This is a genomic window from Novipirellula herctigrandis (assembly GCA_007859835.1).
In the GTDB taxonomy this organism is placed as follows: domain Bacteria; phylum Planctomycetota; class Planctomycetia; order Pirellulales; family Pirellulaceae; genus Novipirellula_A; species Novipirellula_A herctigrandis.
The window spans coordinates 5,557,853-5,584,061 of record SJPJ01000001.1; the positions used below are offsets into that span (position 1 = coordinate 5,557,853).

A 26,209-nucleotide genomic window follows, 5' to 3' on the forward strand; every position below is an offset into this window, starting at 1 on the left:
GCACCGAATTCCCACTTGATAGAAGCGGCCCATCCTGGTGATTAAGACAGTTGACTTAACGAAAAAGTACGGCGACGCGTTCGCGATCAAGAGTATCGATTTGGATCTAGAAGCCGGCGATTTGTTCGGATTCATTGGTCCCAACGGTGCCGGCAAGACGACTACTATGCGAATCATCGCAACGCTGCTTGAACCGTCCTGGGGCGAAGCATACGTGTGCGGACATAGCGTTCATACACATCCGAAAGAGATCCGGCGATTGGTTGGCTACATGCCCGACTTTTTCGGTGTCTATGATGATATGACCGTCGTGGAATATTTAGAATTCTTTGCGGCCGCTTACCGGATTAGTGGCAAACAACGAGAGGATCGAGTCAGCGAGATGCTCGACGTGGTCGATCTCGATTTCAAACGAGACGCCTTTGCCAATACTTTGTCGCGTGGTCAAACGCAACGGCTTGGGTTGGCGCGGACGCTGCTTCATGATCCCCAAGTGTTATTGCTTGACGAACCCCTTTCGGGGCTCGACCCACGGGCGCGAATCGAGATGCGGAATCTGCTTCGCAAGCTCGGTGAAATGGGGAAAACAATTATCGTCAGTAGTCACATTTTGCCTGAGTTGGCGGATGTTTGTAACAAAGTCGGCATTATCGACCGCGGTGAGCTTAAACAGAACGCTAAGGTGACCGAGATCATCAAAATGGTTCGCCAGCACACGGTGCTGGTGATCCAAACCACTAACCGCGATTCGCTTGACCAAGTTGCGCGGTTATTGGAGGGACACGAAAAAGTCCAAGGGACCGAGCCAGGAGATGATGCCATCCGTGTGGTCTTGAAAGCGGGCGTCGAGGAATACAGTGACTTGCCACGTCTTCTGATTGAAAACGGCATCGATCTGCGCAGGTTTAGCGAGGAACAACTTGACCTTGAATCGGCATTTATGGCCCTGACTCAAGGCACCAGCCGACGGATGTAATCGGTGTTATAATTTTGATTGCTGCTGTGCTTTCCGAAATTCCCATCTCATAAATTCTTGGAGAAACGTGTCCATGGTCCAAGCTAATCGAGGACAAGCTAATCGACGACAAGCCATTGGGGCCGCGGCTGCCGTAGCAACCGCTCTGAGCGGATCGAACCGGTCCATCGCGGCAGAGCAGTCCAGCGGATCCGACGCGGGGAGCGTTCCCCCACCACCTCAGGTGAAACTGGGGAACACGGGGATCACGATGTCTCGCCTTGGCCAGGGAACGGGAGTACACGGCGGACGCAGGCAATCGGACCAAACTCGGTTGGGGTTCGATGAGCTAGTGGCACTGTTTCATCACTCCTACGAGCGAGGCATCACTTTTTTTGACCTTGCCGACATGTACGGCACGCATGTCTATTTTCGCGAAGCCTTACGAACGATTCCTCGTGACAAAGTCACGATCATGTCAAAGGTTTGGTGGCGATTTGATGGTCCCCAAAATGCGACGAGAGCTCCACACCGTCGTGAAATTGTCAGAAGCACCCTTGAACGATTCCGCCATGAGATCAACACCGATTATTTGGATATCGTATTGCTGCACTGTGAAACGACTCGCAATTGGAACGAGCAATTAGAGCCCTACATGGATGAGTTGGCGGACGCAAAGGAGAAGAAACTCGTTCGCGCCGTCGGCGTTTCATGTCACGATTTTGGTGCTATGGAAACGGCCGCAGAGTGCCCCTGGGTCGACGTGGTGTTGGCACGCATCAATCCCAAGGGTGTCAAAATGGACGGATCCACCGAAGACGTCTCCGCGCTGCTTCAAAAGATGAAAGACAACGGCAAGGCGGTTATCGGTATGAAAATCTTTGGAGAAGGTGCCTTGGTTGACCAACGAGAATCGTGCATCGAGTTTGCACAAGGACTCGGCACCCTCGATGCGATGACGATCGGCTTTCACAAGAAGAAACAAATCGATGAAGTGCTGCAGTTGCTTCACAAGTATCCTGCCAAGACGGTTTAGCAGGGTCGAGTGACTTGTTAGCTCGATTTTGCCATTCGCATGACGAGTTGTTCAAGCAGAAAGCGGTCGCGACCATCGGCGCTGTGGGTTCCTTTGAGCCGAAGGTCGGCGTCGAGTAGCCATGGCAATAGCTGTTTGCCACGAGCACGACCGAGGCCGCGCAGTTGTTTCTTGGCTTGTTGAATTTCCGCAGGTCGATGAATTCCGGCGGCCGACAATGCGTCTTCCAATTGGATCGGGCGGCCTTCGCGTTCGCGGTGCTCGACGACGGATGTTGCCATCCCTAGCCGGCGAAGTGACCAAGCGATTTGGGGCAGCAATGCGATCGGACGCTGGCCACCGCTCATCAATTTGTCGAGCTGTCGCATTGCTTCGGCTGCGTCCCCCGAGGCGATGGCATCGGTGATTTGCCATACGGTTTTGCCTTGCCAACCCGCGACGACATCACGAACGAGGGGTTCATCAATCGTTTCGCCGGGGGCACGATACAACGCCAATTTCGCGATCTCGGTTTCAAGCATACCGATCTCGTCACCGATCATTTCCACCAAGGCGTCGGCAGCATCGGCAGCTAAGACAGCGTTGTGTCGCTTGGCCACATAACCGCAGAGGAATTTTCGACGCGACGCGGCCGTGACGCCCGTTTTCTTGTCGGCTGTCGATGCGCAGGCGACGACCAGATGGTCTCCTGCGATGGCTTTGTACAGACGCGTGTTGGATGCTAACGAGGAGAGATCCAATATAAATCGATTCGAAGTTCCCGGCTTGGCAGCATACTTTTCCAATTCCGGCCGCTGACTCGAAACGAACTTGTCCGCATCGCGAACAATGATCGCCCGTTTGCCATCGAAATCAAACAGAGATGCGGTCGCCAAATCGTCACGCAAATCCGACCAGCGAACCGTGTCGCCATCAAACGAAGTGACGTCGCCGCCTTCGCAAAGCGCTGAGATCACCCAAGACCGAAGGGTCGTGTCAGAACCAAAAACCGCCGCGACCGACGGTAGTTCGCCGGGTGGTTTGGTGAGCAGATCGAAAGCGTTGAGGATCGCCATGACGGGGGCTTTGATAGGGTTCGATGATTTCCCCAATAGCCTAAACCCTACCGGTTGCATCGGCTAGACCTTCGCCAATCGACCGGCTGTGTCGGCGGACCTGCGTCAGGATGCTACTTAAACGTTGCTCGCGGTCGCTCGGCGGTTTGTTCGTTTTTAAGGGGAGTTGGAAAGCCGGTGATTGGTTGAAAACCCCGAATTCGGGCTCGCGGGGCCAATCCCTGAGCGTCGATCGGTTGATCCAAGACGTAGGATGCGGTGTTGCCCGCAATGTCCGTTGCGTCGATTCGCAAGAAGAGTTGACGTGATAAGCGTGGGGCCGCAGGCCATACATGGTCGCCTTGATTGCGAAGCCCCGCTGCGATCGTCGACCAAGGACCAGATACATTGTCGCTGAAAGAAAGGGTGATCGGTCGTGGCAACAAATTGGCGTCTTCGCATTCGTAGTGAATGACCAACGATCCGATGCGATCCCCTTCGCCGTATTGAGCACCTGTGATTCGGACCTTGGGCTCGCTCTTGTCAACGACCACCACGATGTCGGGGCTACCATTCGATAGCGGCCGAGGGCTCGCTAGACCAGAGGAACTAACAACGACGATACAGAATCCGAAGACCCCCTCTTCTTTGGTTTCGATATCGAACGGGCTCAATTTGTCAGGGTCTTGTCCCCAGAACTTCCAGTTCCTCCCACCGTCCGTGCTGCCGTACAGTTCGACCGACTCGACGCCGCTATTGCCGACCGCTTCGAGTTCATATTCGAGGCTAAATCGATTGGAATTACTGTACCGGGTCGGCACTCGTTCGCTGAAAGAGGGCGAGTCGATCGGCGATTGCTGGACTCGCTTAGAACTGTATGAATTGTTCTCAGGTTTCGCTATTGCAGTGGGCGCTATGGCTGTGGCGTTGGAAGAGGAGATGGTTGTTCGGGCCACAGGGGGGGCTGGCCGGATCGGCCGTGCTCTGTCAATTGGTTGCGTGCTGTCGATCGGACGCATCGCTTCGGCGGCCGTTTGAGGGCGTGCGATGGCGGTCGCGGTTGTATTGCTAGGTGAAGCGTCTGCCGAAGGTATTGAAAACGGAAGTGTCGAGGGAACCGCTGAGTTAGTCTCCGGTAATGCGCTCGGTGTGGTTTGTGGCATTTCCAATCCAAGTGGCAAGCTCGGAGCGTTCAGTCCGAAGCTGTTGCCTACCTGTTCGGCAGTAGCCGGTGCAGGCAAATCGACAGCCCCGGATGCATTGGTGTAACGTGGCGCACGTGAATAGCTCGGTGCGTTAGCTTGGCTCGGTGCGTTTGTGTAATTCGGTGCGTTTGTGTAATTCGGTGCGTTTGTGTAATTCGGTGCGTTTGTGTAATTCGGCAAGACCGTATAGCGAGATGAATTCGCATAACGAGAAGTGTGCGTTTGCGTCGAAGGTGCTGATGTCTGATAGCTCGGAGGTGTTAACGTTGGTTGCATCGGACTCGGAATCTGCGGAGCGGGTAAATGTGGCCCCGTCGCAAAGTCGGCCAAGTTGCTGCCACGAAGATCACTCAGTGGATTTGTGGCAATGTGTGGATTTGTGGCAATATGAGGTGCGGTTTCCGATGAGCTAGTCGCAATGTTTGAATCTTCAAAGGAGTGAGCAAAGCGAACCAGTGCAGGGGATTCGAGTGCAGGGGGCTTATGTCGATCCAACTTGATCACCGGACTTTTTGACGCGTCGTTCGGATCGGACAAAGCAGGTCTTACGTAGAGGTTCGATGTCTCATCGACGTGGTGTTGGGCCGTGATACGAAACGGAGTCGGCGTCCGATATTGCACGGGTAACGCCCTGATCGTCTCGTTGGTTTTGGCGGTCGCCACAATGCACGGTACGGGTTTCGGCTTCGAGCTTGGAATGTCGACGCTCGCAGTAGCCTCGCTTGGAGTGTCCTTGCTCGCGATGTCATCCATGCTTGGCGTGTCCAAACTTGGAATAGCCCTGTTCGGTATGATTTTATGGGGAATATACGTGGCAAAGGTTGGCATCGCGGTGGCTGCCAAACGCGGTCGCTGCAATTGTTTTGTCGCTACCGCCTGGTTTCCTGCCGAATCGGTCGCGCGAACGTGGATTGAAATTTGGCGCCAATCATCGTTGGGCGAAAAGGTGAAGTGGTCGTTGTTGGGAATCCAGCCGGAGGCCGAACTGGTAGCGAGCGCCGGCGTCCATTCATGCCATTGGTTATCGACATCGGTGGCGTAATAAAGCCGCTTATCGGCGATCGTCGTTAGGTCATCGATGATGATTTTGCCTGCGACCGTTCCGCTTGCCTCGGCGTCGGCTTCCACCGTAATTGCCGGTTTTGCGGTATCGACCAAGACCCTTAATTGGGGCGTGATGCTAGCGGGGATTTCGATCGAGTGTCCGACGTGGTTATCGTTGATGGTCGCCGTCGCGAACCAGTATTCCCCATCGTCCTTGCAAACAAACGCAAATTCACGGATGCTACTGGGCTGGGTATCAGAAAGTTCCCAGGGCTGGTTTGCTCCTCGACTAACATACAATCGAATTCTCGGCGGATTGGGATTCGACGCGTCGACGTTAAATGGGATGCGAAAGGATCGCGTCCCTAAGATCACAGTTTTAGGCAACGAATCTGTCGCAATAGTCAATGAATCCCGCGAAGTCGATGAATCCCGCGAAGTCGATGAGGTCTGGTCGGGCGACGTTTTTGACGCTTGGGGTTGGGGCAACCGAACCGGGCGTGCTGCAAAACCGTCGATACCGAACAACATCCAAAACGCGACCAAAACCACCGTAGCGGCAAGCATCGGTGTGGGGATGGCGGCATCGGGAATCGCTTTTTTGGCGATACACATGTTGTCGATTTAGCCCCAAAAGTAGAGGAAAATGGGATTGCCGGGAACGTCTTTTCTCGGCTTCGACGGATCGTCAACCTAATCTTGAAGCATTTCAACTCCACTTGGATAACGATGGCACAAAGCTCTTATCATTATGACGTTATTGTCATTGGTGCCGGTCATGCGGGCACCGAAGCGGCGGCTGCCGCAGCCCGACTCGGTGCGAACACAGCCCTGCTAACGACTAACCTCGACACGGTCGGCCAGATGTCCTGTAACCCCGCGATTGGCGGAGTTGCCAAAGGTCAAATCGTTCGCGAAGTCGACGCACTGGGCGGTTTGATGGGACAAGCCATCGACGCAACGGGGATCCAATTCCGGCTGCTCAATTGTCGCAAAGGTCCCGCGATGCACAGCCCTCGAGCACAAGCCGACAAGAAGGCCTACCAATTCCACATTAAGCATCAAATCGAACAGCAACCCAATCTGGATTTGCGACAAGAAACCGTCATGGATTTGATGACCGAAGAAGTCGACGGCGTGACTCGCGTCTGTGGCGTTTCGGTCGTTGGAGACGCTGTGTTCCTTGCACCCACCGTGATCCTCACAACCGGTACTTTTCTAAAAGCGATCATGCATACTGGCAAAGCTCAAACCGAAGGGGGCAGGGCAGGGGAGGGGACGACCACCGGCATCAGCGGTGCGTTGAATCGATTAGGGTTTCAAGTCGAACGATTCAAAACGGGGACTCCGGCCAGATTAAACGCCAAGTCGATCGACTATTCCAGTTTAGAGCTGCAACCGGGTGACGATACTCCGCAACCGTTTTCATTTTTGACTGAATTCCTGAACGCCTCCGATCAACTTCCTTGTCACATCGCGCACACCAACGACGCGGTTCACGAACTGATTCGCGCCAATCTCGATCGTGCGCCGATGTACAGTGGCCAAATCAATTCGACCGGACCACGTTATTGTCCATCGATCGAAGACAAGGTGGTTCGGTTCGCAGATAAGAACTCGCACCAATTGTTCCTTGAGCCGGAAGGGCGAAACACGAACGAAGTCTACGTCAACGGAATTTCCACCAGTTTGCCTCGCGATGTCCAAGATCAAATGTTTCGGATGATCCAAGGACTCGAAAATGCTCAAATCATGCGATATGGCTACGCGGTTGAGTATGACTTTTGTCCCCCTACCCAGCTGTGGCCGCACATGGAGTCGAAGCTGGTCAACGGACTTTTCTTAGCCGGCCAAATCAATGGCACGACTGGCTATGAAGAAGCGGCCGGACAAGGATTGATCGCAGGTATGAATGCGGCTCGAAAAGTGGTGGGCAAAGAACCGTGGGTGCCGACGCGAGACCAAGCCTACATCGGTGTTTTGGTCGATGATCTTGTAACCGCTGGTACCGATGAGCCGTACCGAATGTTTACTAGCCGTGCTGAGTACCGGTTGCTGTTGCGTCAGGACAATGCCGATCGTCGACTGACGGGCGCGGCCGATGAATTGGGATTGATCGATGCCACTCGGCGCACACGGTTTCAAGCCAAGCTAGCCCAGATTGAGCTTGCCCAACATTTGCTCAAAGAAGCACGATGCGAAAAAATTCCTGGTGATGTTTATTTGCGTCGCAGTGAAGTCGATTGGGCTCAAATGTGCGAGCGCGTCGAAGGACTCGGTCAAATCGAACCCCAAGCAGCCCAGCAGGTACTCTATGACATCAAATACGAAGGGTACATCAACCGCCAGAAAAGCGAAGTAGAGAAACAACATCGGTTGGCCAGTAAGCGAATTCCAGCGACGTTTGATTACGACCGAATCGGTCCACTTCGGCACGAGGCACGCGAAAAACTGAACCGGGTTCGCCCGTTGAATCTCGACCAAGCCAAGCGAATCAGCGGCGTGACGCCAGCGGATTTGGCGTTGGTTTTGACGCATCTGGAAGGGAAAAAGAAACCTATCGAGTAAGGGATTTGCCATCCGATGCCAACTTGGGGGGCATGTGACACTCGAATTCTGTCTTGCAGCGTAAGCGGTATTCCTCTAATTCTACGATGGTCCGCTCCAAAAATCTGGTTGTGATCGGATTTCGGGATGATCGGCCCCCAGAATTAATCAGAGATAACGCACGATTAATCAGAGATGATAACGCACGATGGCAAACTATAGACCACTCAAAGATGACGTCGTGATTGTCGTGCCGTGTTACAACGAGGCCAAACGACTCGAAAGAGCTCCGTTTATTGAGTTTTTGACTCAGGCAAAGCAGAACTGCTTTCTGTTCGTCGATGACGGCAGTAGTGATGCGACCGTCGAGGTGCTCCAAGAAATACAAGCGGCAGTCGATCCTCGCCGCGTCGATATCGTCTCGCTTCAAACCAATAGCGGCAAAGCGGAGGCAATTCGAACGGGGATTCTAACGGCATTGTCGGCAGATTTCCGTCGACGCCACAACGTCCAAATGATCGGCTATTTCGACGCCGACCTCGCGACGCCTTTTGTTGAATTACAAGCTCTGCTAGACACGATGCGCCGTTATCAGGATGTCCAATTGGTCCTCGGCAGTCGGCTATCACTTTCGGGGCATCGAATCAATCGAAACGGTAAGCGACGAATCGCTGGTCGAGTCTTTTCGACGCTCGCCTCGGCGTCACTCGGACTTGGTGTCAGTGATACACAATGTGGTGCAAAAGTATTCCGCTACGGTCCCTGGCTTGATGATATTTTTGCAGCACCTTTTTCAGACCGTTGGCTGTTCGACGTCGAAGTGCTTGCACGCATGAAGAATCGATTTAAAGACGAAACCAATCAAGTGGTTTTTGAACAACCGCTTGGCCAGTGGAACGAAGTGGGTGACTCGAGGCTAAAAACATCGGATTTTTTGTGGGCTCCCTTGCGTCTCATGAATCTCGTTATCCAGTATCGACTTCGCAGCCAAAGAACACCAAACGAAGACTCGTCAACCTTTTCCGAGGCAATCATTTTACCGTTTCCATCTGCTGACGAGCGAATCGAACCCGCCAAGGTCCGCAAGGCTGCCTAATTCAATTGTTTTGGTCAAAGAAAGACCTCATGAAAAAAGCACGGACAATCCTTGGTCCACAATGGGCCGAAGCGGCACGATCAGGGATCCCTTTCATTATTTACGCCTTGGTGCTCGTTGTTGGCATCATGACGTTTCTATCGCGGCCAAAGCGGTCCGTTTCGATGCACTACGAAGCGGCGGCGATGCAATGGCTACAAAGCGAGTCGCTTTATTCCCATTCGATGGAAAACGGGCACGGTTTTTTGTACCTTCCCCACGCCGCGATTCTGCACGTTCCTTACGCCGTTGTAACTCAGGTCACGGGACTGAGTCTTGCCGGTGACGTTGTCTGGCGAATCATCTCTTGGGCATTGCTTGCGTTCGCGGTTTGGCGAATGGGCCAAAGGATTGCGCCAGAAAATAGAATGGTTCAGTGGAGAGTCGCTGCGATTGTTGGAATGCTTGGGATCAGTTGTTTACGGATCGGGCAATCTACGATGCTGATGACAGCTCTGATGTTATTGACGGTCGACATCTGGCAAGCAAAAAAATACGCTTTTGCCGCTGCGTTGATCGCTTTGGCAGTCGCCGTGAAACCACTTTCAATTGTCATGGCACTGTTGCTTTTTGCGATCTCACCTCCGATCCGAAAGCCGTTGCTTATTGCCTGTTTGGTTGCGATTGCGTTGCCGTTCTGTCTGCAAAATCCGACATATGTTTGGCAGCAGTACCGAGATTGCGTGGTCATGCTGCGAGTGTCAGCTAATATGGGCTCTTCGTTTTCCGGTGCCGACCTGTTTGGGTTGCTCGAAGCGTTTGGAATCACGGTTGGTTCTGGAATGCAAACGGCGACTCGCGTGATTGCGGCGTTTGCGACACTTGGCGTGGTTTGGTTTTCGCTTCGTCGAATCGATCCCAATCGTCATGCAATATGGTTGTTTGCTTGGACCGCCATCTATCTGATGCTATTCAACCCCCGATCAGAGAATAGCACCTACTGCATGGTAGCTCCCGTGTTTGCGTACTTTGTTGCTGAAAATGTGGCCGTCCAGAAAAATTTCCCTGTCGCATACTGGTTGTTTGCTTTGGCCGTGCTTACCACTGGCAGTTACGAAATTGGGCGACTCATTCTTGCGCCCGAGATTTCGACAACGTGGTTGGCACCTTTGTGTTGCTGTTTGCTGACGGTGTCCCTCGTGACTCGTCTTTTTCGTCTCGAAAGTGGTGCGACCCCCGTTTCATGGGGCCAAACCTCAAGCGTCTGACAAAATGGTGGTGAAAAGCCACGGATGCAGAAGCGGCCTTGCCCGGTTATGATACGCAAATCGTTATCCAGCGATCTGCAAACGTAAACCCGCCAGGATCTCTCTGCTTATGCTCAGCTCAAAACTCCCAAACGCATTCTGTGTCGTTCTCCTGCTGTTGCTCAATGTGTTGGCTCCGGCCATTGCGGAAACCATTCCGCTCCCAGAACATCCGCGGCCTGATTTCCAGCGTCCCCATTGGGAGAACTTGAATGGGCAGTGGGAGTTCAAATTTGATAAAGAGAACCAGGGAGAAAAGGGCCAATGGGCCAGCAAGGAGGTGGCGTTCCCTGAAACGATTACGGTTCCATTTCCTTGGGGATCGGAACTATCGGGACTCGAAAACAAAGCCGACATCGGTTGGTATCGCCGTAGCATCGAAGTGCCGACGTCGTGGAAAGATAAGCGTATTTTCCTCGTGGTCGGGGCCTCTGATTGGGTGACCAACGGATGGCTCGATGGGAAACCAGTGGGTGAACATCGGGGCGGCTACACGCCCTTTGAGTTTGAGTTGACCAACGATGTCCAATGGGGACAAACGCAAGAACTAACCCTGCGAGTCGACGATACGCCGCATCCGTTCAAGCTCGAAGGCAAACAAGGATATGGCGAAGCAAAAGGAATTTGGCAAACGACTTATCTTGAGGCACGACCCGCTCTGCATATCACCTCCCTTCATTACTCACCTGACATTGATTCCGAGAAAGTGACTGTCAAGGCGAAGTTCAACGAAGTTGCACGCACGGATACCGAATTGCATCTGCATTTCAAAACGGGTGATCTCGCGGATGTTGCCAAGGCGGTAACGTCAGGAGAATCAGAGATTGAGTTTGAGGTGCAGATACCGGACGCACACTTATGGTCATTGGAAGATCCGTTCCTTTATGAAACAACCGCGTCGCTAAAAACACCAGATTCCAGCGACCAAGTCGATACCTATTTTGGTATGCGAAAGATCAGCGTCGCAAAATTGCCTGGTACCGACCATCCCTATGTATCACTCAATAACAAGCCGATCTATTTGCAAATGTCGCTTGATCAATCGTATCACCGCGAAGGGTTCTATACGTTTCCATCCGACGAATTCATGCGAGACGAGATCCTGCGTTCCAAACGCATTGGTCTTAATGCAAACCGTATTCACATCAAAATTGAAGTGCCAAGAAAACTTTATTGGGCTGACCGATTGGGACTGTTGATCATGGCAGACGTGCCAAATTTCTGGGGCAACCCGACCAAGGAAGCACAAACAGAAAGCGAGTTCGCGCTGCGTGGCATGGTTGACCGCGACTACAATCACCCGGCGATTTTCAGTTGGGTTACGTTCAATGAAACGTGGGGATTGTTCACCAACGAAGAAGGAAAAGAACGTGCCTATCGACCGGACACTCAAAAGTGGGTGATCGAGATGTATCGTTTAGCCAAAAAACTCGATCCGACTCGCTTGGTCGAAGACAATTCACCGTGTAATTACGATCATACCGAAACGGATCTCAATACATGGCACGACTATTTGCCAGGTTACGCGTGGCGTGATCGGCTTGAGCAAATCGTTCGTGACACGCATGCGGGATCGAAGTGGAATTTTATCGGCGGTCGGACACAAGGAAACCAGCCGCTTTTCAACAGCGAATGTGGCAACGTCTGGGGTTACGAAGGCAGCACCGGTGATGTCGACTATAGCTGGGACTATCACATCATGATGAATGAGTTTCGGCGTCAACCAAAGATTGCCGGATGGCTCTACACCGAGCATCATGACGTGATCAACGAATGGAACGGTTACTATCGATTTGATCGATCGGAAAAGCACACTGGAATGGACGAATTGGGCTCGGGGATGAACCTGAAGGATCTGCATAGCCCATTTTACATGTCGACTGGTGACCAGCTTTGTCGAGATGTGAAGCCGGGGGAAACGGTTGAAATTCCTCTATTTGCATCGTTCCTCACCGACGAGGCAGCGGGTGACGAGCTGGTTCTAAAGACGGAACTTTACGGTTGGGACACACTCGGTCGACGAGAGACTTATTCTCGAGGCAAAACGATGATTCCATACCAGCCGTGGATGGCCAAAGAACTTGAGCCGCTCAAAGCGACGATGCCCGAAAGACCAGCCTTGGCCGTACTGCAAATGACGCTCGAGAATCGAGCTGGCGTAGTCTTGCAGCGAAATTTCACCACTTTCTTGGTGAGTGAGGGACCTTCAAAACGTACCGAAACGGTGTCCACCGATACGGTCAAGCAGCAAGTAGTGCGGTTCGCTCCTGAAACATTCACGAAAGCCGAATGGACACAAAAACAATGGAACGTTCTGGACGGACTCAAGGTCAACGGTGCCGGCAGCGGTTATTTTGAATATCGCATGCCCTGGCCTGAAGGGATGGATGCAAGCGATGTCGCGGGAGTCTCATTCGTCGTCGAAACGTCAGCAAAGCAATTGTTCGGCAAAGACCGCGAAGGTAACAAGGCAAAGGAAGGTGACTTCATGCGTGGCCAAGGAACTCACGATCCGAGCAGACTTCCCAACGCCTATCCGATGACCGATACGGTGATGTTCCCCAGTGAAGTCCGTGTTCGTTTCAACGGTATTTCCGCCGGGACGTTCCAACTCCAAGACGACCCCGCAGACCATCGGGGCATCTTGTCGTGGCATTCCCAGCCGCATGACAGAAAGCTACGAGAAGCCGGTTCCTATGGCTATTTAGTCCAAGCGGTCTTGCCAACCGCAGCCGTCAAAGCGGCGGCGAAGGCGAAGGAAATCGTGATTCGGTTGGAAGTTGATTCAGCACTCCCAGGTGGACTTGCCATTTACGGTGAGCGTTTTGGTCGCTATCCGCTTGACCCCACCATTGTATTTTCATTGAAATGATGAACCAATCCGCTGAAATGAATCCCGAGCAACCGCTCGGCGACGATGACGTTCAAGCCATTAATCGATTGGGTGATGTCTACAATCGCCTTTGTCGTGAACTCGGACGTGTCATTGTGGGGCAGCATGCGACCATCGAGCAATTAGCGATTTGCTTGTTTGCCCGAAGGCACGCGTTGTTGATGGGAGTCCCTGGATTAGCCAAGACATTGCTGGTCAGCAAATTAGCAGAGACCATGTCGTTGGACTTTAGCCGGATTCAATTCACGCCTGATTTGATGCCGATGGATATCACCGGAACGGATATTCTGCAAGAAACCAGTACCGGTCATCGCGAGCTGCAATTTGTCAAAGGACCGATCTTTGCCAATGTCGTATTGGCCGACGAGATCAATCGCGCGCCACCCAAGACGCAAGCTGCAATGCTTGAGGCGATGCAAGAGCATCGCGTTACGGTTCTGGGGAAACACTTTCCACTCGATGAACCGTTTTTGGTTTTGGCGACTCAAAATCCAGTTGAACAGGAGGGAACTTATCCGCTGCCCGAAGCGCAACTCGACCGGTTCATGTCGCTGGTCGAATTGGATTACCCTAGCGAGGCGGAAGAAATCCAAATTGCCAAAACCACGACCGGCGATGAGTTGCCACGGTTGAATCCTTTGTTGACGGCCGAGGAAATCATTGGCTACCAACATTTGGTTCGTCGCGTTCCGGTACCCGATCATATCTATACTTACGTCGCACGTTTGGTGCGAAAAACACGGCCTGATGGTGATACCGCACCGGCATGGCTCAAGCCGCTGGTTTCATGGGGCGCGGGTCCGCGTGCGGTTCAGAATTTGATCATTGGAGCAAAGAGCCGTGCGGCATTGGAGGGAAGCTACATGGTTAGACTTGAAGATGTCCACTATGTTGCGGCGCCCATTTTGACGCACCGTATTATCACGACATTCGCAGCCCAAAGCGAACGCGTCACCGCGAAAGAAATCGTCGAGCGTTTGGTTGCTGAATCCTAACGCGAAATGCTTGGTTTGTTTTCTTCAGTCGGGGCAAACATCGGTTCTGTGAAAATCGCAATTTAATAGCTGACGCCAGGACTAAGTTTTCGCTCGTATAATTCCAATACTTCAGTGGGTGAAAGCGACCTGCCCATCGAACTCGATCGCTGACGAACGGCGGTCAACAATCGATCCGCTTGGTCAGCATTCAATTCGATTCCCGATTCCGCTAACGCTTGATGCAGCGCCGCACGGCCCGAATGTTTTCCCAAGACGGTAACGGAATCGACTTGCCCGACTTCCGCCGGCGCGAAAGGTTCGTAGCTGCGACGATCTTCCTGCATCGCGCGTACATGGATTCCCGACTCATGCCGAAAAACGTGTTTTCCCACAATGGCCTTGTGAGGAGCGATTGGCACGTTGCTTGCGTCAGCAACAAAATCGCACATTGACGTTAGGTTCTCCGTTCGTAAACCAATATCCTCTTTGAAGACTACTTTCAATGCCATCGCGACTTCTTCGAAAGCCGCATTCCCGGCTCGTTCGCCTAGCCCATTGATGGTCACATCGACACACTTGGCTCCGGCTTGAACGGCCGCTATCGAATTTGCGGTTGCCATTCCAAGATCGTTGTGTCCGTGAAATCCCAATACGATATCGGGAACCGCCTCATGAACTTGGCATACGACATCCCATGTTCGCATTGGATCCCAAACGCCGACCGTGTCGGCTAAACGAACACGATTTGCACCATTCATCGCGGCACAACAAGCCAATTCAATCAGAAAACGGGTCTCGGTGCGTGATGCATCTTGCAGGCCGACCGAGACAAAATCGAATCGACTGCGGGCATCGGCAAGCAGTAGGTTGAGTTGCCCAAACACCCAAGGCCGATCCCGTCCGAGAGTGGATAGCAAGATGCTCGACACTGGTAACGAAAAGTGAACCGCACGAAGATTGGCACTCTCCGCTGCATCGAGGTCTTCGGACAACGCGCGACACCAACCGGTCAATCGACAATCAAGGCCGAGTCGCGTGATTTGGCGGATTGATTCAATTTCATCTCGGCCCGCTGCTGGGGTTCCCACCTCGATTTCAGGGACCCCAAGGTCGCCGAGCATCATCGCGATGGTCTCACGCTGTGCATGAGAGAATGCAACATCAGCTCGTTGTTCGCCATCGCGAAGCGTCGTGTCGATTAGATAAACATCCATCATGCCATCAACAACTCTTCGGCGGCCTTGCCTTCTTCGAGCGAGTCGAGAATCTCGTCAATCTTCTCTTCGTCAATTTCACCGTACCACCATCCGTTGGGATACACCGTTAGCACTGGTCCTTTGTTACACATCTTGAAACAGCTTGTCGTTGATACCAATGCATCGAGTCCGCGATCGAGAATCTCGTCTTCGAGATACTGTGGCAAATCCGACGCACCTTTTTTGTGGCAAACACCTTTCAGTTCGCCGTTGGCGCGAGCACTACTGCAAACAAGAATATGATATTGAGGCTTTTCCATTTTGATTCTCACTTATTGTCGGAGTTAAGAAAGTTATCCACATCCCGTCCCTGGTCCGCTACACGGGCCACAGCCAACTCCATCCGAATCGCAACCTGATCCGTCGGCGGCGACACGTAGTGGCATGCGAGGTTTTTTTCCCGCGAAGACCAATTCGAGTGCTTCGTCGATTAGCCCTTCGGCAACCATTACACGGATGCCGGCTTTGGCGAGTGCTGTCTTGGGCGATGGACCGGCGTGTGCGGCTAAAACCGCGCGACAATCGGTCAACCGATTAGCAAGATCTTTCCAACGTCGCGATCCGCTGCCCGGTAACGGCGTTGGGCGTGTCTCAATCATCTCGAACGATCCGTCTGCTGCGCGTTCGAAGATCCATAGTTGTTCGGATTCACCGAGATGCTGATTCACCAACATCCCTTCCAGCGACGCGACGGCAACATAAGGCCGATTTTCGGCCGGATTCAGCGGACTTGTAGCCGTTTCGATCAACGCCTCTTGAACCAAATCCGAGTTCGCTTCACCGAGTAGTCCTACCGCGTCGGCTCGGCACCGAGCACAATGCGACATTTGTGGTAACCACTGACGAATATCCTTGCGGATTTCCATCATCAACTTTGGTTCTGGTGCCTCCAAATTTTCGAACGGCGTCCCTTCGACTGGCACCAATGCCATGCAATTTTGAACGTCTACACCAAGATCGGCCATCACTTGAGTGATCTCGGTGATGTGGTGGTCATTGACGCCCGGCATGACGATCGTATTGATTTTTACCGTGATTCCACATCGTTTGAGTGCGTTAATCGAGGCCAGTTGGCAATCCAGTAAATACTTCGCGCCCTCTTCGCCACGATAAACACGATTAGGCTGAGGACGGACCCAGCGATAAATTTGAGCACCAATTTTTGGATCGACGGCGTTAACGGTTACCGTTACATGGCTAGTTTTTAATTCCGCCAACTCTTCAACATACGGTTCGAGATTAAGTCCGTTCGAGGCGATGCATAAAATGATGTCTGGGTCCGACTCGCGAACCAGGCGTAGTGTTTCCATGGTCTCTTCGGCGTTTGCAAAGGGGTCGCCCGGTCCGGCGATTCCGACGACCGTGATGGGGCATTCGACCAACGCTTTGACCTTGCTAAGGTATGCCGCCGATTGGGCCGGAGAAAGCACGGTGCTGGTGACGCCCGGTCGGCTCTCGTTGGCACAATCGAATTTGCGATTGCAAAAATTGCAGCTAATGTTGCATTTTGGTGCGACCGGCAAATGAACCCGCCCGAATTTGTGCTTGGCACTTGCGCTAAAGCATGGGTGCCGCGAGGTGTCGATAGTCATAGCAAAATGTCTCCGTTATCTTTCAAAAATAGGTAAAGCCAACGTCGGAATCTTGTTGACGTATTTCCAACAAGCTATTGGCGATCGAATCAAAGCGTGCTTGGGCACCGTCGTAGCCAACATGTAAAATGCGAGCGCCGCCAATACGGTCGTGAATCGGAAAGCCCACACGGATCAGAGGCACGTTTAACTCGCGAGCCAACTTGTAGCCCTTGCTATTTCCAACCAATAAATCGGGTTTAAGTTCCCGGGCATGGTCCGCGATTTCTTCAAAGTCGACACCTTCGCGGATCTCGCAATGCTCCGCAATCTCGGGTGCAGCCGCATGAATGCAATCGGCCATCTTGCCACTCTTTCCCCCGGATGAGCAAAGCACGGGTTTCAAGCCAACTTCGCCCATCATCGCGGTCATCCCAACGACCAAGTCTTCCTCACCGAAAACAACAACCCGCTTTCCAATCACGTACTTATGAGCATCGATATATGAATCGACCAAACGTTCTCGCTTTGCCGTGTAGGATTCCGGTATAGGCCGTCCACTGATTTGTTGCAGTTTGTCAAACAGCGCGTCTGTGTCGCCAACGCCAATCGGAACGCCCAGTCGATGACAAGGTATTCCAAACTTCTTTTCAAGCAGCGTCCCGGCACTGGTGGATTGTTTGGTCGTGAATCCGAATTCCAACGTCGCTTGGGCTTGTCCCATCCGTGCTGCTTGGTCAATCGTCGTCCCGCCGGGTGGCAACTTCTTGTATTCTGACCAAGTGCCTCCATCGAGTCGGTCGGAATAGTCGGGCAACAGTATCGGATCGAGGCCGAAATCGGCCACGACTTGCTTCAGCCAACGTAGATCGGCAGGCGACAGCATCCCCGGAATCACGTTCACGAGCCCTTTGATCGTCGGCCCCGGTTTGGCCAAAACGTCCACAATCGCACGAACGGCATCGTGGTATCCTGTGGCATGTGTACCGGTATAACTCGGTGTGGCGACGTGAACCAAGTGGGGAAGAGCTTCACCTTCATGGTCTTTTCGGAACTCATGTAAGAACATCTTCACATCGTCGCCGATCGTTTCGGAAAGGCACGTTGTCGCAATACCAATCATCGTTGGGTTGTAGCCTTCGATCACGTTAGCAAGTCCAATCCGAATGTTCTTGCCTCCTCCGAAAATCGCAGTATGCTCGCCAAAATTTGACGAAGCGATGTCCATCGGTTCGCGAAAATGGCTAATCATGTAGCGGCGGATGTAGGTTGAACATCCTTGTGAACCATGCAAGAAGGGTAACGCACCTTCGATACCGCTGAACGCTAAGCATGCGCCGAGCGGTGTGCAAAGTTTGCAGGCGTTTCGAGTCGCCGTGAAGTGTTGTGATACAGGAAGCGAGGCAATCATGATGCGTTTCCCCCTTCCACGAATCGGTTACCGTTCCGTGAGCGGTCACCGTCTAGCAATCGGTGACGGTCTACAAGCCGGTCACGCAGCGAGGCAAGTTTCCAAACCGGACTGGTGACCGTGCCGTGAACTTCTTTTGCGAAGTTCAACATGCCCTCGAATCCAGCAAGCCCAATTTTGCGTTCGTGATTATGGTCGCAGAAACCGAGCCCGAGCTTGTAAGCAATCGGTCGCTCCTTTACGCCACCAATCAGCAGATCAGCCTTTTTTTCTTCGAGAAATTTCGCCAACTCTAGCGGGTTGGTATCATCGAGAATGACCGTGCCTTCGTCACTGAGTTCTTGAAGTCGTTTGTAGTCTTGCTTGTTACCTGTTTGCGATCCGGCGATGACCGTTTTCATGCCAAGAGTGCGAAGAGAACGGATCATCGATAGAGCCTTGAACGCACCTCCGGTATAGACGGCTGCTCGTTTTCCCTGAAGATCATGCTTATATTTACGGAGTTGTGGAACAAGGTTTGAAACTTCATCGCGGACTAGGTTTTGAGTGTTTTTCATGACCGTTTTGTCATTCAAGTACTCTGCAACGTCGTACAACGCCTTGCTCATGTCTTCGATGCCGAAGTAGGAAACGCGAATGATCGGGATTCCGTATTCCTGTTTCATCTTCATCGCAAGTTGTGTCATTGACCCAGAACATTGGACTACGTTCAGTGCCGCTCCGTGGCACCGACGGATATCGTCGACCCGTCCGTCTCCCGTGATCGTAGCGACGACGTCTACACCCATTTTTTTATAGTAATCCTTGATTACCCAAGTCTCTCCCGCGATGTTGAAATCGCCGAGTATGTTGATCGAAAGCGGGCTGATTCCGGTCGTATCACCGGTACCAACGAGTTGGTCGAGAGCGTTGCAGGCCGCGGTATAGCCGTCTTTTTTTGATCCTTTGAAACCTTCGGAGTGGACCGGGATCGTCTCCACACCCGTTTCTGCCGAGACGCGGCGACAGATCGCTTCGACGTCATCACCAATTAGACCGACGATGCAAGTGCTGTAGATAAACGCCGCTTTGGGGCGATAATGTTCAATCAGTTCAACGAGCGCTTGGTAGAGTTTTTTCTCACCACCGAAGACGACATCTTTTTCCTGTAGGTCGGTTGAAAAACTCATGCGGTGCAGTTGCGGTCCACTCGACCATGCTCCACGAATGTCCCATGTGTAGGCTGCACATCCGATCGGCCCGTGAATCACATGCAACGCATCGGCGATTGGGTAGAGGACGACACGTGATCCACAGAACACGCAAGCGCGTTGGCTCACGGATCCGGCAACACTTTGCTTTTCGCAAGCGATGTTAAACGGAGCTGTTCCTTTTTCGTGGATGTGTGCTCGGCGGTCGGCAAGGATTTGCGTGGTAGTCATTGCGTTTTTGATTTCCAGTTCGCCAGCCTTTTCAGGCTGACATTCGACGGATGTCCTCTAACTGCCAGACGGAGAAGTCCGGCATCCAATTTCGGCTTTACATCGTCAATTCGAAACTCTCTTCGGGTGAGTCACGATCTTGGCGATCCAAGAAGGCATCGAGAATTTTTTCGCACAATCGCATCGCTCCTCGATAACCCGTCGTAGGAAAGTACTGATGTCCGATGCGGTCAATGATTGGGAAGCCGTGCCGCAACAAAGGGATATCCTCGTCACGGCTGATGTACTTGCCGTAAGTGTTGCCGATCAGCAAATCGACTTTTTCTCGTTTGATCAATTGGTGCAAATACAACATGTCTGCTTGGGGGCCTTGTTTGGCGATCACCTCTTTGACGCTGTCGCCCAATACCTCGCCAATACGGCGAAGGAACGCTTTACCAGGTGTTCCTGTGACGATGTACTTTGGCCGCATGTCTAAGTCGACAAGAAACTGAGTCAGAGAAACAAGTTGGTCGGGATCGCCCCAAAGTGCTACCGTTTTGCCATAGAAGTACTGAGACATGTCTGAAACTAAGTCGACCAACCGGCCACGTTCAGCGGTGATTTCAGCGGGCACTTCACCGCCGTTGTACTTGCGAAGTGCTTGGATGAAAATGTCCGTCGCTCGTAAACCGATCGGCAGCGGTAACGTTTCCTGTGGCACTTGGCATTTGTTTTTAAGTGCTTCGGCGGCAGGTCCGGAGCAGATTGGCCCGAGTGCGATCGTGCCTGCGGAATCGCCTGTCGATTCGAGCTGATCGATCGTGGTGCCGCCGTCGGGATACATGTTGTATTCCGACTTGAGTGGTGCATCGAGAACGCCGGACGTGTCAGGAAACGTGATCCCATCGAGTCCCATCAATTTGACGAGCCGTTTGATTTCACTCATGTCGGCGGGTTCGACCCACCCCGGAATGATGTTGACCTGGCCGTCAATCTTTTCGTCTGTGGTGGATGTGGAAAAGTAGTCGACCATCGCCTTGGTCATGTTGGCAAACCCGGTCGTATGCGATCCGACGTAACTTGGCGTGTTGCAATGGATCACGCGTTTACCCTCGGGAACGAACCCTTTCGCGACTGCTGCATCGGCGATTTGAGGAATGTCGTCGCCGATCGTTTCGGATAGACAAGTCGTGTGAACGGCGACCACATCTGGTTTGTAGACCGAGAAGATGGTGTTAAGACCCTGCAACAAGTTCGCTTGTCCACCGAACACGGACGATCCTTCGGTGAAAGAGCTGGTCGCGGCCATCGCGGGTTCTTTGTAGTGCCGACTGAGAGTGCTGCGGTGATAAGAGCAGCAGCCTTGTGAGCCGTGGCTATGCGGCAAACAGCGATGAATCCCAAGGGCGGCGTACATTGCTCCAATAGGTTGACACGTTTTCGCAGGATTAACGGTCAATGCTTGACGTTCAACGACGTCGTCAGTGGTATGTCGTAAGAGTGCCATTTTGATATGTTCCTTCTGTGGTTGAGTTTGGATGCATGTCAGCCTTATCGAGGCTGACCGTCACGTTCGAGTGTTCGACGTGTGTTTCACTCCCAAGGAGCCTTGATCATGTCCTTGACTTTGCTGTTCACCATGCGATCGATGTCACTGTAGAACTGAATCGCGCCTTGGAACCCGGCGTACGGTCCGCCATAGTCGTAGCTGTGGAGTTGTTTGCACGGCACACCTAGCTTCTGCACAGCGTACTTCTCTTTAATGCCGGCACAGAAAATGTCCGGTTGGCACATCTCGATCAACTTCTCCGCTTCGTGATGGCTGACGTCGTCGATGATCATCGCTTTCTCGCCCATGTCAGCCATCATGCCCTTATAGTTTTCAAAAAAGTCTCTGTTTTTGAGCGACTCCAAGTCAGCGTTTGTCTTTGGCTCGCGATACAGTTCTTCGTCTCGCTCGACCGTCAATTCTTCGATGTTGCGGCTGTCGGCATCGACCTTGATGTCAGGCAATACTTTGCGACCTTCGTAATCGTCGCGGTGAGCGAACTCATACCCGGCTGCAATCGTCTTCATGCCGATTTCCGAAAACAGCTCTTGATAGGAATGGGCTCGGCTGCCACCGACAAACAGCATTGCGCGTTTGCCTTCGGTGCGAGGTAAGATCTCGGCTTGAGCCTTTAGCACCGCGGGATACTCTGCGGTGATAAAGTTTTCAACTCGTTCGGTCAGATCCGGGTCGTTGAAAAACTCAGCAATTTTTCGCAAACTCTTCGCGGTTGCTTTCGCACCAATAAAGTTCACCTTGATCCAGGGGGCTCCATATTTCTTCTCGATCATGTCCGCGACATAATTGATCGATCGGTGACACATTACACAGTTGAGTTCGGCCCAATGAGCCTGCTCGAATTGTTCCACTGTCGAGTTTCCACTAAAGGTTGACAGCAGCGTAATACCGCACTTTTCAAACATCTCTTCGAGGACAAATGCGTCGCCACCGATGTTGTATTCTCCGAGCAAGTTGATTTTGAACTTGCCTTTCGGCTCCTTGGTTTGGTTACCGACCATGTTTTGGAATACACCGTTGTTGGCGATGTGGTGGCCCGCCGATTGACTGACTCCCTTGTAGCCTTCGCAAGAGAACGCAAAGACGTTGCAGTCAACGAGTTCGCGTTTCATTTCACGGCAAGCCTGGTGGACATCGTCGCCGATTAATCCAACGGGGCAAGTCGCGAACACCGCGATCGCTTTGGGATGGAACATTTCATAGGCTTCTTTGATCGCAGCTTTGAGTTTCTTCTCACCACCAAAGATGATGTTCTCGTCTTGCATGTCAGTCGAGAACGAATACGGAATGTAGTTGTCGTGTTCCTCGGTTGGCGGTTTGGTTTGATTTCGCCGCGTCAGCCAAGAGTAATAACCACATCCGATCGGCCCGTGTGTGATGTTGATGATGTCACGGGTTGGCCCCATGATGACGCCTTTGCATCCCGCGTAGGTGCATCCCCGTTGGGTGATGATACCTGGCGAGGTTCGCGTGTTTGCATTGATGACTGGCAATGTCAAACTGCCGGATTCGTCTTTCTTTTTTTCGTTCAAGACGATTTGTTTGTCACGTTTTCGCTTCACTTTGCTCGGGTATTGCCGAGTCAGTTCCTCTTTGATTTGCTCCGCCGTCAGTGCTTCAACCACGAAGGGTTCGCTGGGCGTATTGAGGTCGGGCGTATTGATCCGTTCGGTGGACACGATTGTCGCTCCCAATGGTTTGAAAGTAAGAATGAATTCGCTGTTAAGTAGAGGTGGCTTCTTGCCATCGTTTCGGCGTCGAAGTGGCAGAATGCCACCGCTACAGATTTTTTTTCTCTTTAAGCAACGCCTTCAAGCAGACCAAATTCCATTAGCAATTCTTCCAATTGCTCGACCTGCAAGGGGTTTGGCACAACGAACAATTTGTTTGCATCGATGTTTGCTGCCAAGGCGCGATACTCGTCCGCTTGCGGGCAACTCGAGTTCCAATCGATGACCGTCATCTTTCGGATTTCCGCACGTTGAACATCGTTGTCGCGTGGCACAAAATGGATCATTTGGGTGCCGAGTTGTTTGGCGAACTCTTCGATCATTTCCTTTTCGTTGTCCACGTTCCGACTGTTGCAGATCAATCCGCCCAGTCGTACACCGCCTGATTCGGCAAACTTCATTATCCCTTTGCAGATATTGTTGGCCGCATACATTGCCATCATTTCGCCTGAACAAACGATGTAGATTTCTTGGGCCTTGCCTTCGCGAATCGGCATTGCAAAACCGCCACAAACCACGTCGCCAAGTACGTCGTAAAATGAATAGTCGAGTTCTTCGCTTTCTTCATAGGCACCGAGTTGTTCAAGCATGTTGATCGAGGTGATGATCCCGCGACCTGCACAACCGACGCCCGGTTCTGGGCCACCCGATTCAACACACAGGCAATTTCCGTAGCCTTCACGGCGGATGTCATCGAGTTCAACGTCTTCGCCTTCTTCACGAAGCGTGTCGAGAACGCTCTTTTGTGCGAGCCCGTGAAGTAGCAGTCGAGTTGAGTCGGCCTTGGGGTCACATCCCACCACCATGATTTTCTTTCCCATTTCCGCCAGAGCAGCAACGGTGTTTTGTGTGGTTGTTGATTTCCCGATTCCGCCCTTGCCATAAATTGCGATCTTACGCATTGCTTTGTTCCCTTTCGTATAGTGAGGTTTCGCATCACCGTCGGCGACACGTCTTGTAGCACATGATTGTTTTGTGAATGCGAAGGTCGTACCAAAGTGCTTTGTCTGTCATCCAAAATGCGTATGGAAAAAACAATGTGTTGCATCGCGTCTCTCGCTTTTACTGAAAAACGCCGAGCGTATACGCGATCAAGATAATCTGAAAAATGGCAGCGTTATCGCGACGACAAGAGTGTTTGCCGCGGTAGCCAGACGAAGTTGAAAACGACAGGAATGTCGCTCCGGTGCAGAGGGTGCAAACAGTAAGGGGGGCAATCTCGCGGGCCAGATTGCTTGCGGGGTAAACGTCACCCAAGAGCCGTCAAAGTGAGTGAAGTGACAGAATTGTCGCGCGAGGAGTGCGAAGCGACAATTTTGTTGCGCTCAAAGTTTCTGATAGCAACATCAAGATATCGAAGCCGATAGGAATCAAAAAAATAGCCGGTCGTAAGCAAAGCTCACCACCGGCTATTGGATGCATCCGCTTCGAGGCACTCACAACTCTGAGTTCCAATCAATTCCCAAATTCCTGACCTTGTAACGAATCATCCTCGAACTGATTCCCAGCTCTCTTGCAGCTGCGGCCATGTTTCCGCCTGATCGTTTCAAGGCATCGCTAATCATATCCCGTTCGAGCGAGTTGACTCGAGTGCTCAATGAGAAACAATTTTCGGTTTCGGATCCATTCGGATGTTTTTCGTCTGGCATTCGGATTGTCGGCGGAAAATTGTGGCTATGGATTACACCTTCTTGCGACAGAAGTACCGCATGCTCGATACAATTTTCTAGTTCACGAACATTTCCTGGCCAGTGATACATCATCAATGTGTCGATAGCTGGGGTACTAATTCGTTTGATCGGCCGATCCATTCGCTTTGAGAATTTAGCGACGAAGTGATTTGCTAATTGCAAAATGTCATCACGACGCTTGCGAAGCGGCGGTAGGTGAACAGGGAAAACATTGATGCGGTAGTACAAATCTTGTCGAAACTGTCCTTGTCGAACCGCCTGCTCTAAATCTCGGTTCGTCGCGGCTACAATGCGGACGTTCGCTGTTCGAGTGGTGCTGCTTCCTACTCGCTCGTATTGCCGTTCCTGCAAGACTCTTAGCAATTTCACCTGTATGATCGGTGAAAATTCACCGATTTCGTCGAGAAACAGCGTTCCGCCCTCCGCTTCTTCGATGCGACCGTTTCGCTGTTGAACCGCTCCGGTGAAAGCTCCCTTTTCATGCCCGAATAATTCGCTTTCCAGTAAGTTTTCGTTCAATGCGGCGCAGTTAACCTTGACTACCGGTTTTTGCGATCGAGCACTTGTGCAGTGAATTGCGGTTGCGACAAGTTCTTTGCCTGTCCCCGATTCACCTCGGATCAAGATTGTTGTATCACTCGGAGCAACTTGCTGAATTTGTGTATAGAGTTGACGCATCGGTTTCGATCCGCCGATCAAATTACTTGGGCGAAATCTTTCCTGAAGCGTATCCCGCAGCTGCAAATTTTGCAGTTCTAGCATTTCACGTTCGAGTCGCCGAGTGCGACGACCGTTCACATCGTAAGCAATCATACTGGCGATGATGCCAAGGGTCTCTGCGGCGTCCTGCAATTCATCTGCATTCTTCGTTTCGATATCAGCCGAAAGCGTACCGAAGGTTTCTCCTTCGACCGTGATCGGGACGCAGACGAAAGCGTGTGATTCCAATTGAAATGGAGTGCGTTGGTGAATTCGATTCCGAAAACGTGGATCATCGCCAATCGGGCTAACGATCTCCGGTTGGCCCGCTTGCAAGACTCGGCCGATCACCCCTTCACCGCGATCGTAACCAACATGTCCCCGTGCGTCCGTAAGTGGTGTCTTGGTTGCCGCTAATTCGAGCCGTTGACCATCGACGGAAACCATCATCACCGTCACATGCCTCATCCCCAAGTGTTGCTCGATACAGTCAACAATTTCCAATAGTGTTTGGTTCTGTCCAGGATGATCCGAAAGCAAGCGAGCGATCTGGAGCATGGCTTTTCGTTCGAGTTCACGTCGTCGGCGAAGTTCCGCGCATGAGGCAGCACTTGCTAGATCGTCGTGCATGGGGCAACCTTCACCTGCACAATTTGTATGCACTTCCATTGCGATCGTTCTAGGGGACTTTGACAAAGTGTCGCAGGTTATCATTTTTGGAACACGGGAGAGAACTAGACGAAACCGCGCAAAACGCAGCGGCTTAGTCGAATTCGGAGTACTACAATGCGAGTCGATCCGCGAAACA

At 52.2% G+C, this 26,209-nt stretch carries 18 protein-coding genes; 7 read left to right on the forward strand and 11 right to left on the reverse strand.

Going from position 1 to position 26,209, the window contains the following annotated elements; genetic code table 11:
- Positions 1-37: 37 nt before the first annotated feature.
- Together CA13_RS20345 and CA13_RS20350 are read left to right on the forward strand one after the other, a co-directional pair.
- Positions 38-976, forward strand: a complete 939-nt coding sequence (locus CA13_RS20345; RefSeq protein WP_146399733.1) for an ABC transporter ATP-binding protein — start codon at positions 38-40, stop codon at positions 974-976.
- A gap of 73 nt (positions 977-1,049) precedes the next feature.
- The gene (locus tag CA13_RS20350; protein ID WP_146399734.1) at positions 1,050-1,991 is read left to right on the forward strand and encodes an aldo/keto reductase; all 942 of its coding nucleotides are present in this window, start codon (positions 1,050-1,052) and stop codon (positions 1,989-1,991) included.
- A 17-nt stretch (positions 1,992-2,008) separates the two neighbouring features.
- Here the strand turns inward: CA13_RS20350 and holA are convergent, their stop codons facing one another.
- Both holA and CA13_RS20360 read right to left on the reverse strand, forming a co-directional pair.
- A complete protein-coding gene (holA, locus tag CA13_RS20355; protein WP_146399736.1) occupies positions 2,009-3,046 on the reverse strand; it encodes a DNA polymerase III subunit delta in 1,038 nt (345 codons plus the stop codon).
- Positions 3,047-3,159: 113 nt separating this feature from the next.
- On the reverse strand, positions 3,160-5,889 hold the full coding sequence (locus CA13_RS20360) for a hypothetical protein (protein WP_146399738.1): 2,730 nt from the start codon (positions 5,887-5,889) through the stop codon (positions 3,160-3,162).
- 114 nt (positions 5,890-6,003) lie between these two features.
- Here CA13_RS20360 and mnmG point away from each other — a divergent pair, with 114 nt between their 5' ends.
- The 5 genes from mnmG to CA13_RS20385 all read left to right on the forward strand — a co-directional run bounded on the left by mnmG (position 6,004) and on the right by CA13_RS20385 (position 14,091).
- Positions 6,004-7,842, forward strand: coding sequence for a tRNA uridine-5-carboxymethylaminomethyl(34) synthesis enzyme MnmG (gene mnmG, locus CA13_RS20365; protein WP_146399740.1), 1,839 nt, complete (start codon positions 6,004-6,006; stop codon positions 7,840-7,842).
- Positions 7,843-8,029: 187 nt separating this feature from the next.
- Entirely contained in the window at positions 8,030-8,917 is an 888-nt protein-coding gene (locus CA13_RS20370; RefSeq protein ID WP_146399742.1) for a glycosyltransferase, read from the forward strand.
- Between the two features lie 29 nt (positions 8,918-8,946).
- Positions 8,947-10,164, forward strand: coding sequence for a glycosyltransferase 87 family protein (locus CA13_RS20375; protein ID WP_146399744.1), 1,218 nt, complete (start codon positions 8,947-8,949; stop codon positions 10,162-10,164).
- Positions 10,165-10,273: 109 nt separating this feature from the next.
- Positions 10,274-13,075, forward strand: a complete 2,802-nt coding sequence (locus tag CA13_RS20380) for a glycoside hydrolase family 2 protein (protein WP_146399746.1) — start codon at positions 10,274-10,276, stop codon at positions 13,073-13,075.
- Entirely contained in the window at positions 13,072-14,091 is a 1,020-nt protein-coding gene (locus tag CA13_RS20385; RefSeq protein ID WP_419194622.1) for an AAA family ATPase, read from the forward strand. Before CA13_RS20380 ends, CA13_RS20385 begins: the two co-directional genes overlap by 4 nt.
- 62 nt (positions 14,092-14,153) lie before the next feature.
- Here CA13_RS20385 and CA13_RS20390 read toward each other — a convergent pair whose 3' ends face one another.
- From CA13_RS20390 to CA13_RS20430, 9 genes are all read right to left on the reverse strand, one after another.
- Entirely contained in the window at positions 14,154-15,290 is a 1,137-nt protein-coding gene (locus CA13_RS20390; RefSeq protein WP_146399748.1) for a homocitrate synthase/isopropylmalate synthase family protein, read from the reverse strand.
- Positions 15,287-15,589 carry a (2Fe-2S) ferredoxin domain-containing protein gene (locus tag CA13_RS20395; protein WP_146399750.1) on the reverse strand — a complete coding sequence of 101 codons (303 nt, stop codon included), beginning with the start codon at positions 15,587-15,589 and terminating at the stop codon, positions 15,287-15,289. The genes CA13_RS20390 and CA13_RS20395 overlap by 4 nt, the downstream gene beginning before the upstream one ends.
- A 33-nt stretch (positions 15,590-15,622) precedes the next feature.
- A complete protein-coding gene (locus CA13_RS20400) occupies positions 15,623-16,921 on the reverse strand; it encodes a radical SAM protein (RefSeq protein ID WP_146399752.1) in 1,299 nt (432 codons plus the stop codon).
- 22 nt (positions 16,922-16,943) lie between these two features.
- Complete coding sequence (locus CA13_RS20405; RefSeq protein WP_146399754.1) at positions 16,944-18,311, reverse strand: nitrogenase component 1; 1,368 nt, start codon at positions 18,309-18,311, stop codon at positions 16,944-16,946.
- Positions 18,308-19,732, reverse strand: coding sequence for a nitrogenase iron-molybdenum cofactor biosynthesis protein NifE (gene nifE / locus CA13_RS20410; RefSeq protein ID WP_146399755.1), 1,425 nt, complete (start codon positions 19,730-19,732; stop codon positions 18,308-18,310). The genes CA13_RS20405 and nifE overlap by 4 nt, the downstream gene beginning before the upstream one ends.
- Before the next feature lie 97 nt (positions 19,733-19,829).
- Positions 19,830-21,221 carry a nitrogenase component 1 gene (locus CA13_RS20415; RefSeq protein ID WP_146399758.1) on the reverse strand — a complete coding sequence of 464 codons (1,392 nt, stop codon included), beginning with the start codon at positions 21,219-21,221 and terminating at the stop codon, positions 19,830-19,832.
- Between the two features lie 86 nt (positions 21,222-21,307).
- Complete coding sequence (locus CA13_RS20420) at positions 21,308-22,960, reverse strand: nitrogenase component I subunit alpha (RefSeq protein ID WP_473087472.1); 1,653 nt, start codon at positions 22,958-22,960, stop codon at positions 21,308-21,310.
- 119 nt (positions 22,961-23,079) lie between these two features.
- Positions 23,080-23,913, reverse strand: a complete 834-nt coding sequence (gene nifH, locus CA13_RS20425) for a nitrogenase iron protein (RefSeq protein ID WP_146399760.1) — start codon at positions 23,911-23,913, stop codon at positions 23,080-23,082.
- A gap of 534 nt (positions 23,914-24,447) precedes the next feature.
- The gene (locus tag CA13_RS20430; RefSeq protein WP_419194623.1) at positions 24,448-26,031 is read right to left on the reverse strand and encodes a sigma-54-dependent Fis family transcriptional regulator; all 1,584 of its coding nucleotides are present in this window, start codon (positions 26,029-26,031) and stop codon (positions 24,448-24,450) included.
- Between the last annotated feature and the right edge of the window lie 178 nt (positions 26,032-26,209).

Excerpts from the sequence above, each read along its gene's own strand:
- holA (WP_146399736.1), bottom strand. The coding sequence starts at position 3,046 with ATGGCGATCCTCAACGCTTTCGATCTGCTCACCAAACCACCCGGCGAA.
- CA13_RS20430 (WP_419194623.1), bottom strand. The coding sequence starts at position 26,031 with ATGCACGACGATCTAGCAAGTGCTGCCTCATGCGCGGAACTTCGCCGA.
- CA13_RS20385 (WP_419194622.1), top strand. The coding sequence starts at position 13,072 with ATGATGAACCAATCCGCTGAAATGAATCCCGAGCAACCGCTCGGCGAC.
- CA13_RS20400 (WP_146399752.1), bottom strand. The coding sequence starts at position 16,921 with ATGACTATCGACACCTCGCGGCACCCATGCTTTAGCGCAAGTGCCAAG.
- CA13_RS20370 (WP_146399742.1), top strand. The coding sequence starts at position 8,030 with ATGGCAAACTATAGACCACTCAAAGATGACGTCGTGATTGTCGTGCCG.
- CA13_RS20360 (WP_146399738.1), bottom strand. The coding sequence starts at position 5,889 with ATGTGTATCGCCAAAAAAGCGATTCCCGATGCCGCCATCCCCACACCG.
- nifE (WP_146399755.1), bottom strand. The coding sequence starts at position 19,732 with ATGACTACCACGCAAATCCTTGCCGACCGCCGAGCACACATCCACGAA.
- nifH (WP_146399760.1), bottom strand. The coding sequence starts at position 23,913 with ATGCGTAAGATCGCAATTTATGGCAAGGGCGGAATCGGGAAATCAACA.
- CA13_RS20405 (WP_146399754.1), bottom strand. The coding sequence starts at position 18,311 with ATGATTGCCTCGCTTCCTGTATCACAACACTTCACGGCGACTCGAAAC.
- CA13_RS20415 (WP_146399758.1), bottom strand. The coding sequence starts at position 21,221 with ATGGCACTCTTACGACATACCACTGACGACGTCGTTGAACGTCAAGCA.
- CA13_RS20375 (WP_146399744.1), top strand. The coding sequence starts at position 8,947 with ATGAAAAAAGCACGGACAATCCTTGGTCCACAATGGGCCGAAGCGGCA.
- mnmG (WP_146399740.1), top strand. The coding sequence starts at position 6,004 with ATGGCACAAAGCTCTTATCATTATGACGTTATTGTCATTGGTGCCGGT.
- CA13_RS20380 (WP_146399746.1), top strand. The coding sequence starts at position 10,274 with ATGCTCAGCTCAAAACTCCCAAACGCATTCTGTGTCGTTCTCCTGCTG.
- CA13_RS20390 (WP_146399748.1), bottom strand. The coding sequence starts at position 15,290 with ATGATGGATGTTTATCTAATCGACACGACGCTTCGCGATGGCGAACAA.
- CA13_RS20350 (WP_146399734.1), top strand. The coding sequence starts at position 1,050 with ATGGTCCAAGCTAATCGAGGACAAGCTAATCGACGACAAGCCATTGGG.
- CA13_RS20395 (WP_146399750.1), bottom strand. The coding sequence starts at position 15,589 with ATGGAAAAGCCTCAATATCATATTCTTGTTTGCAGTAGTGCTCGCGCC.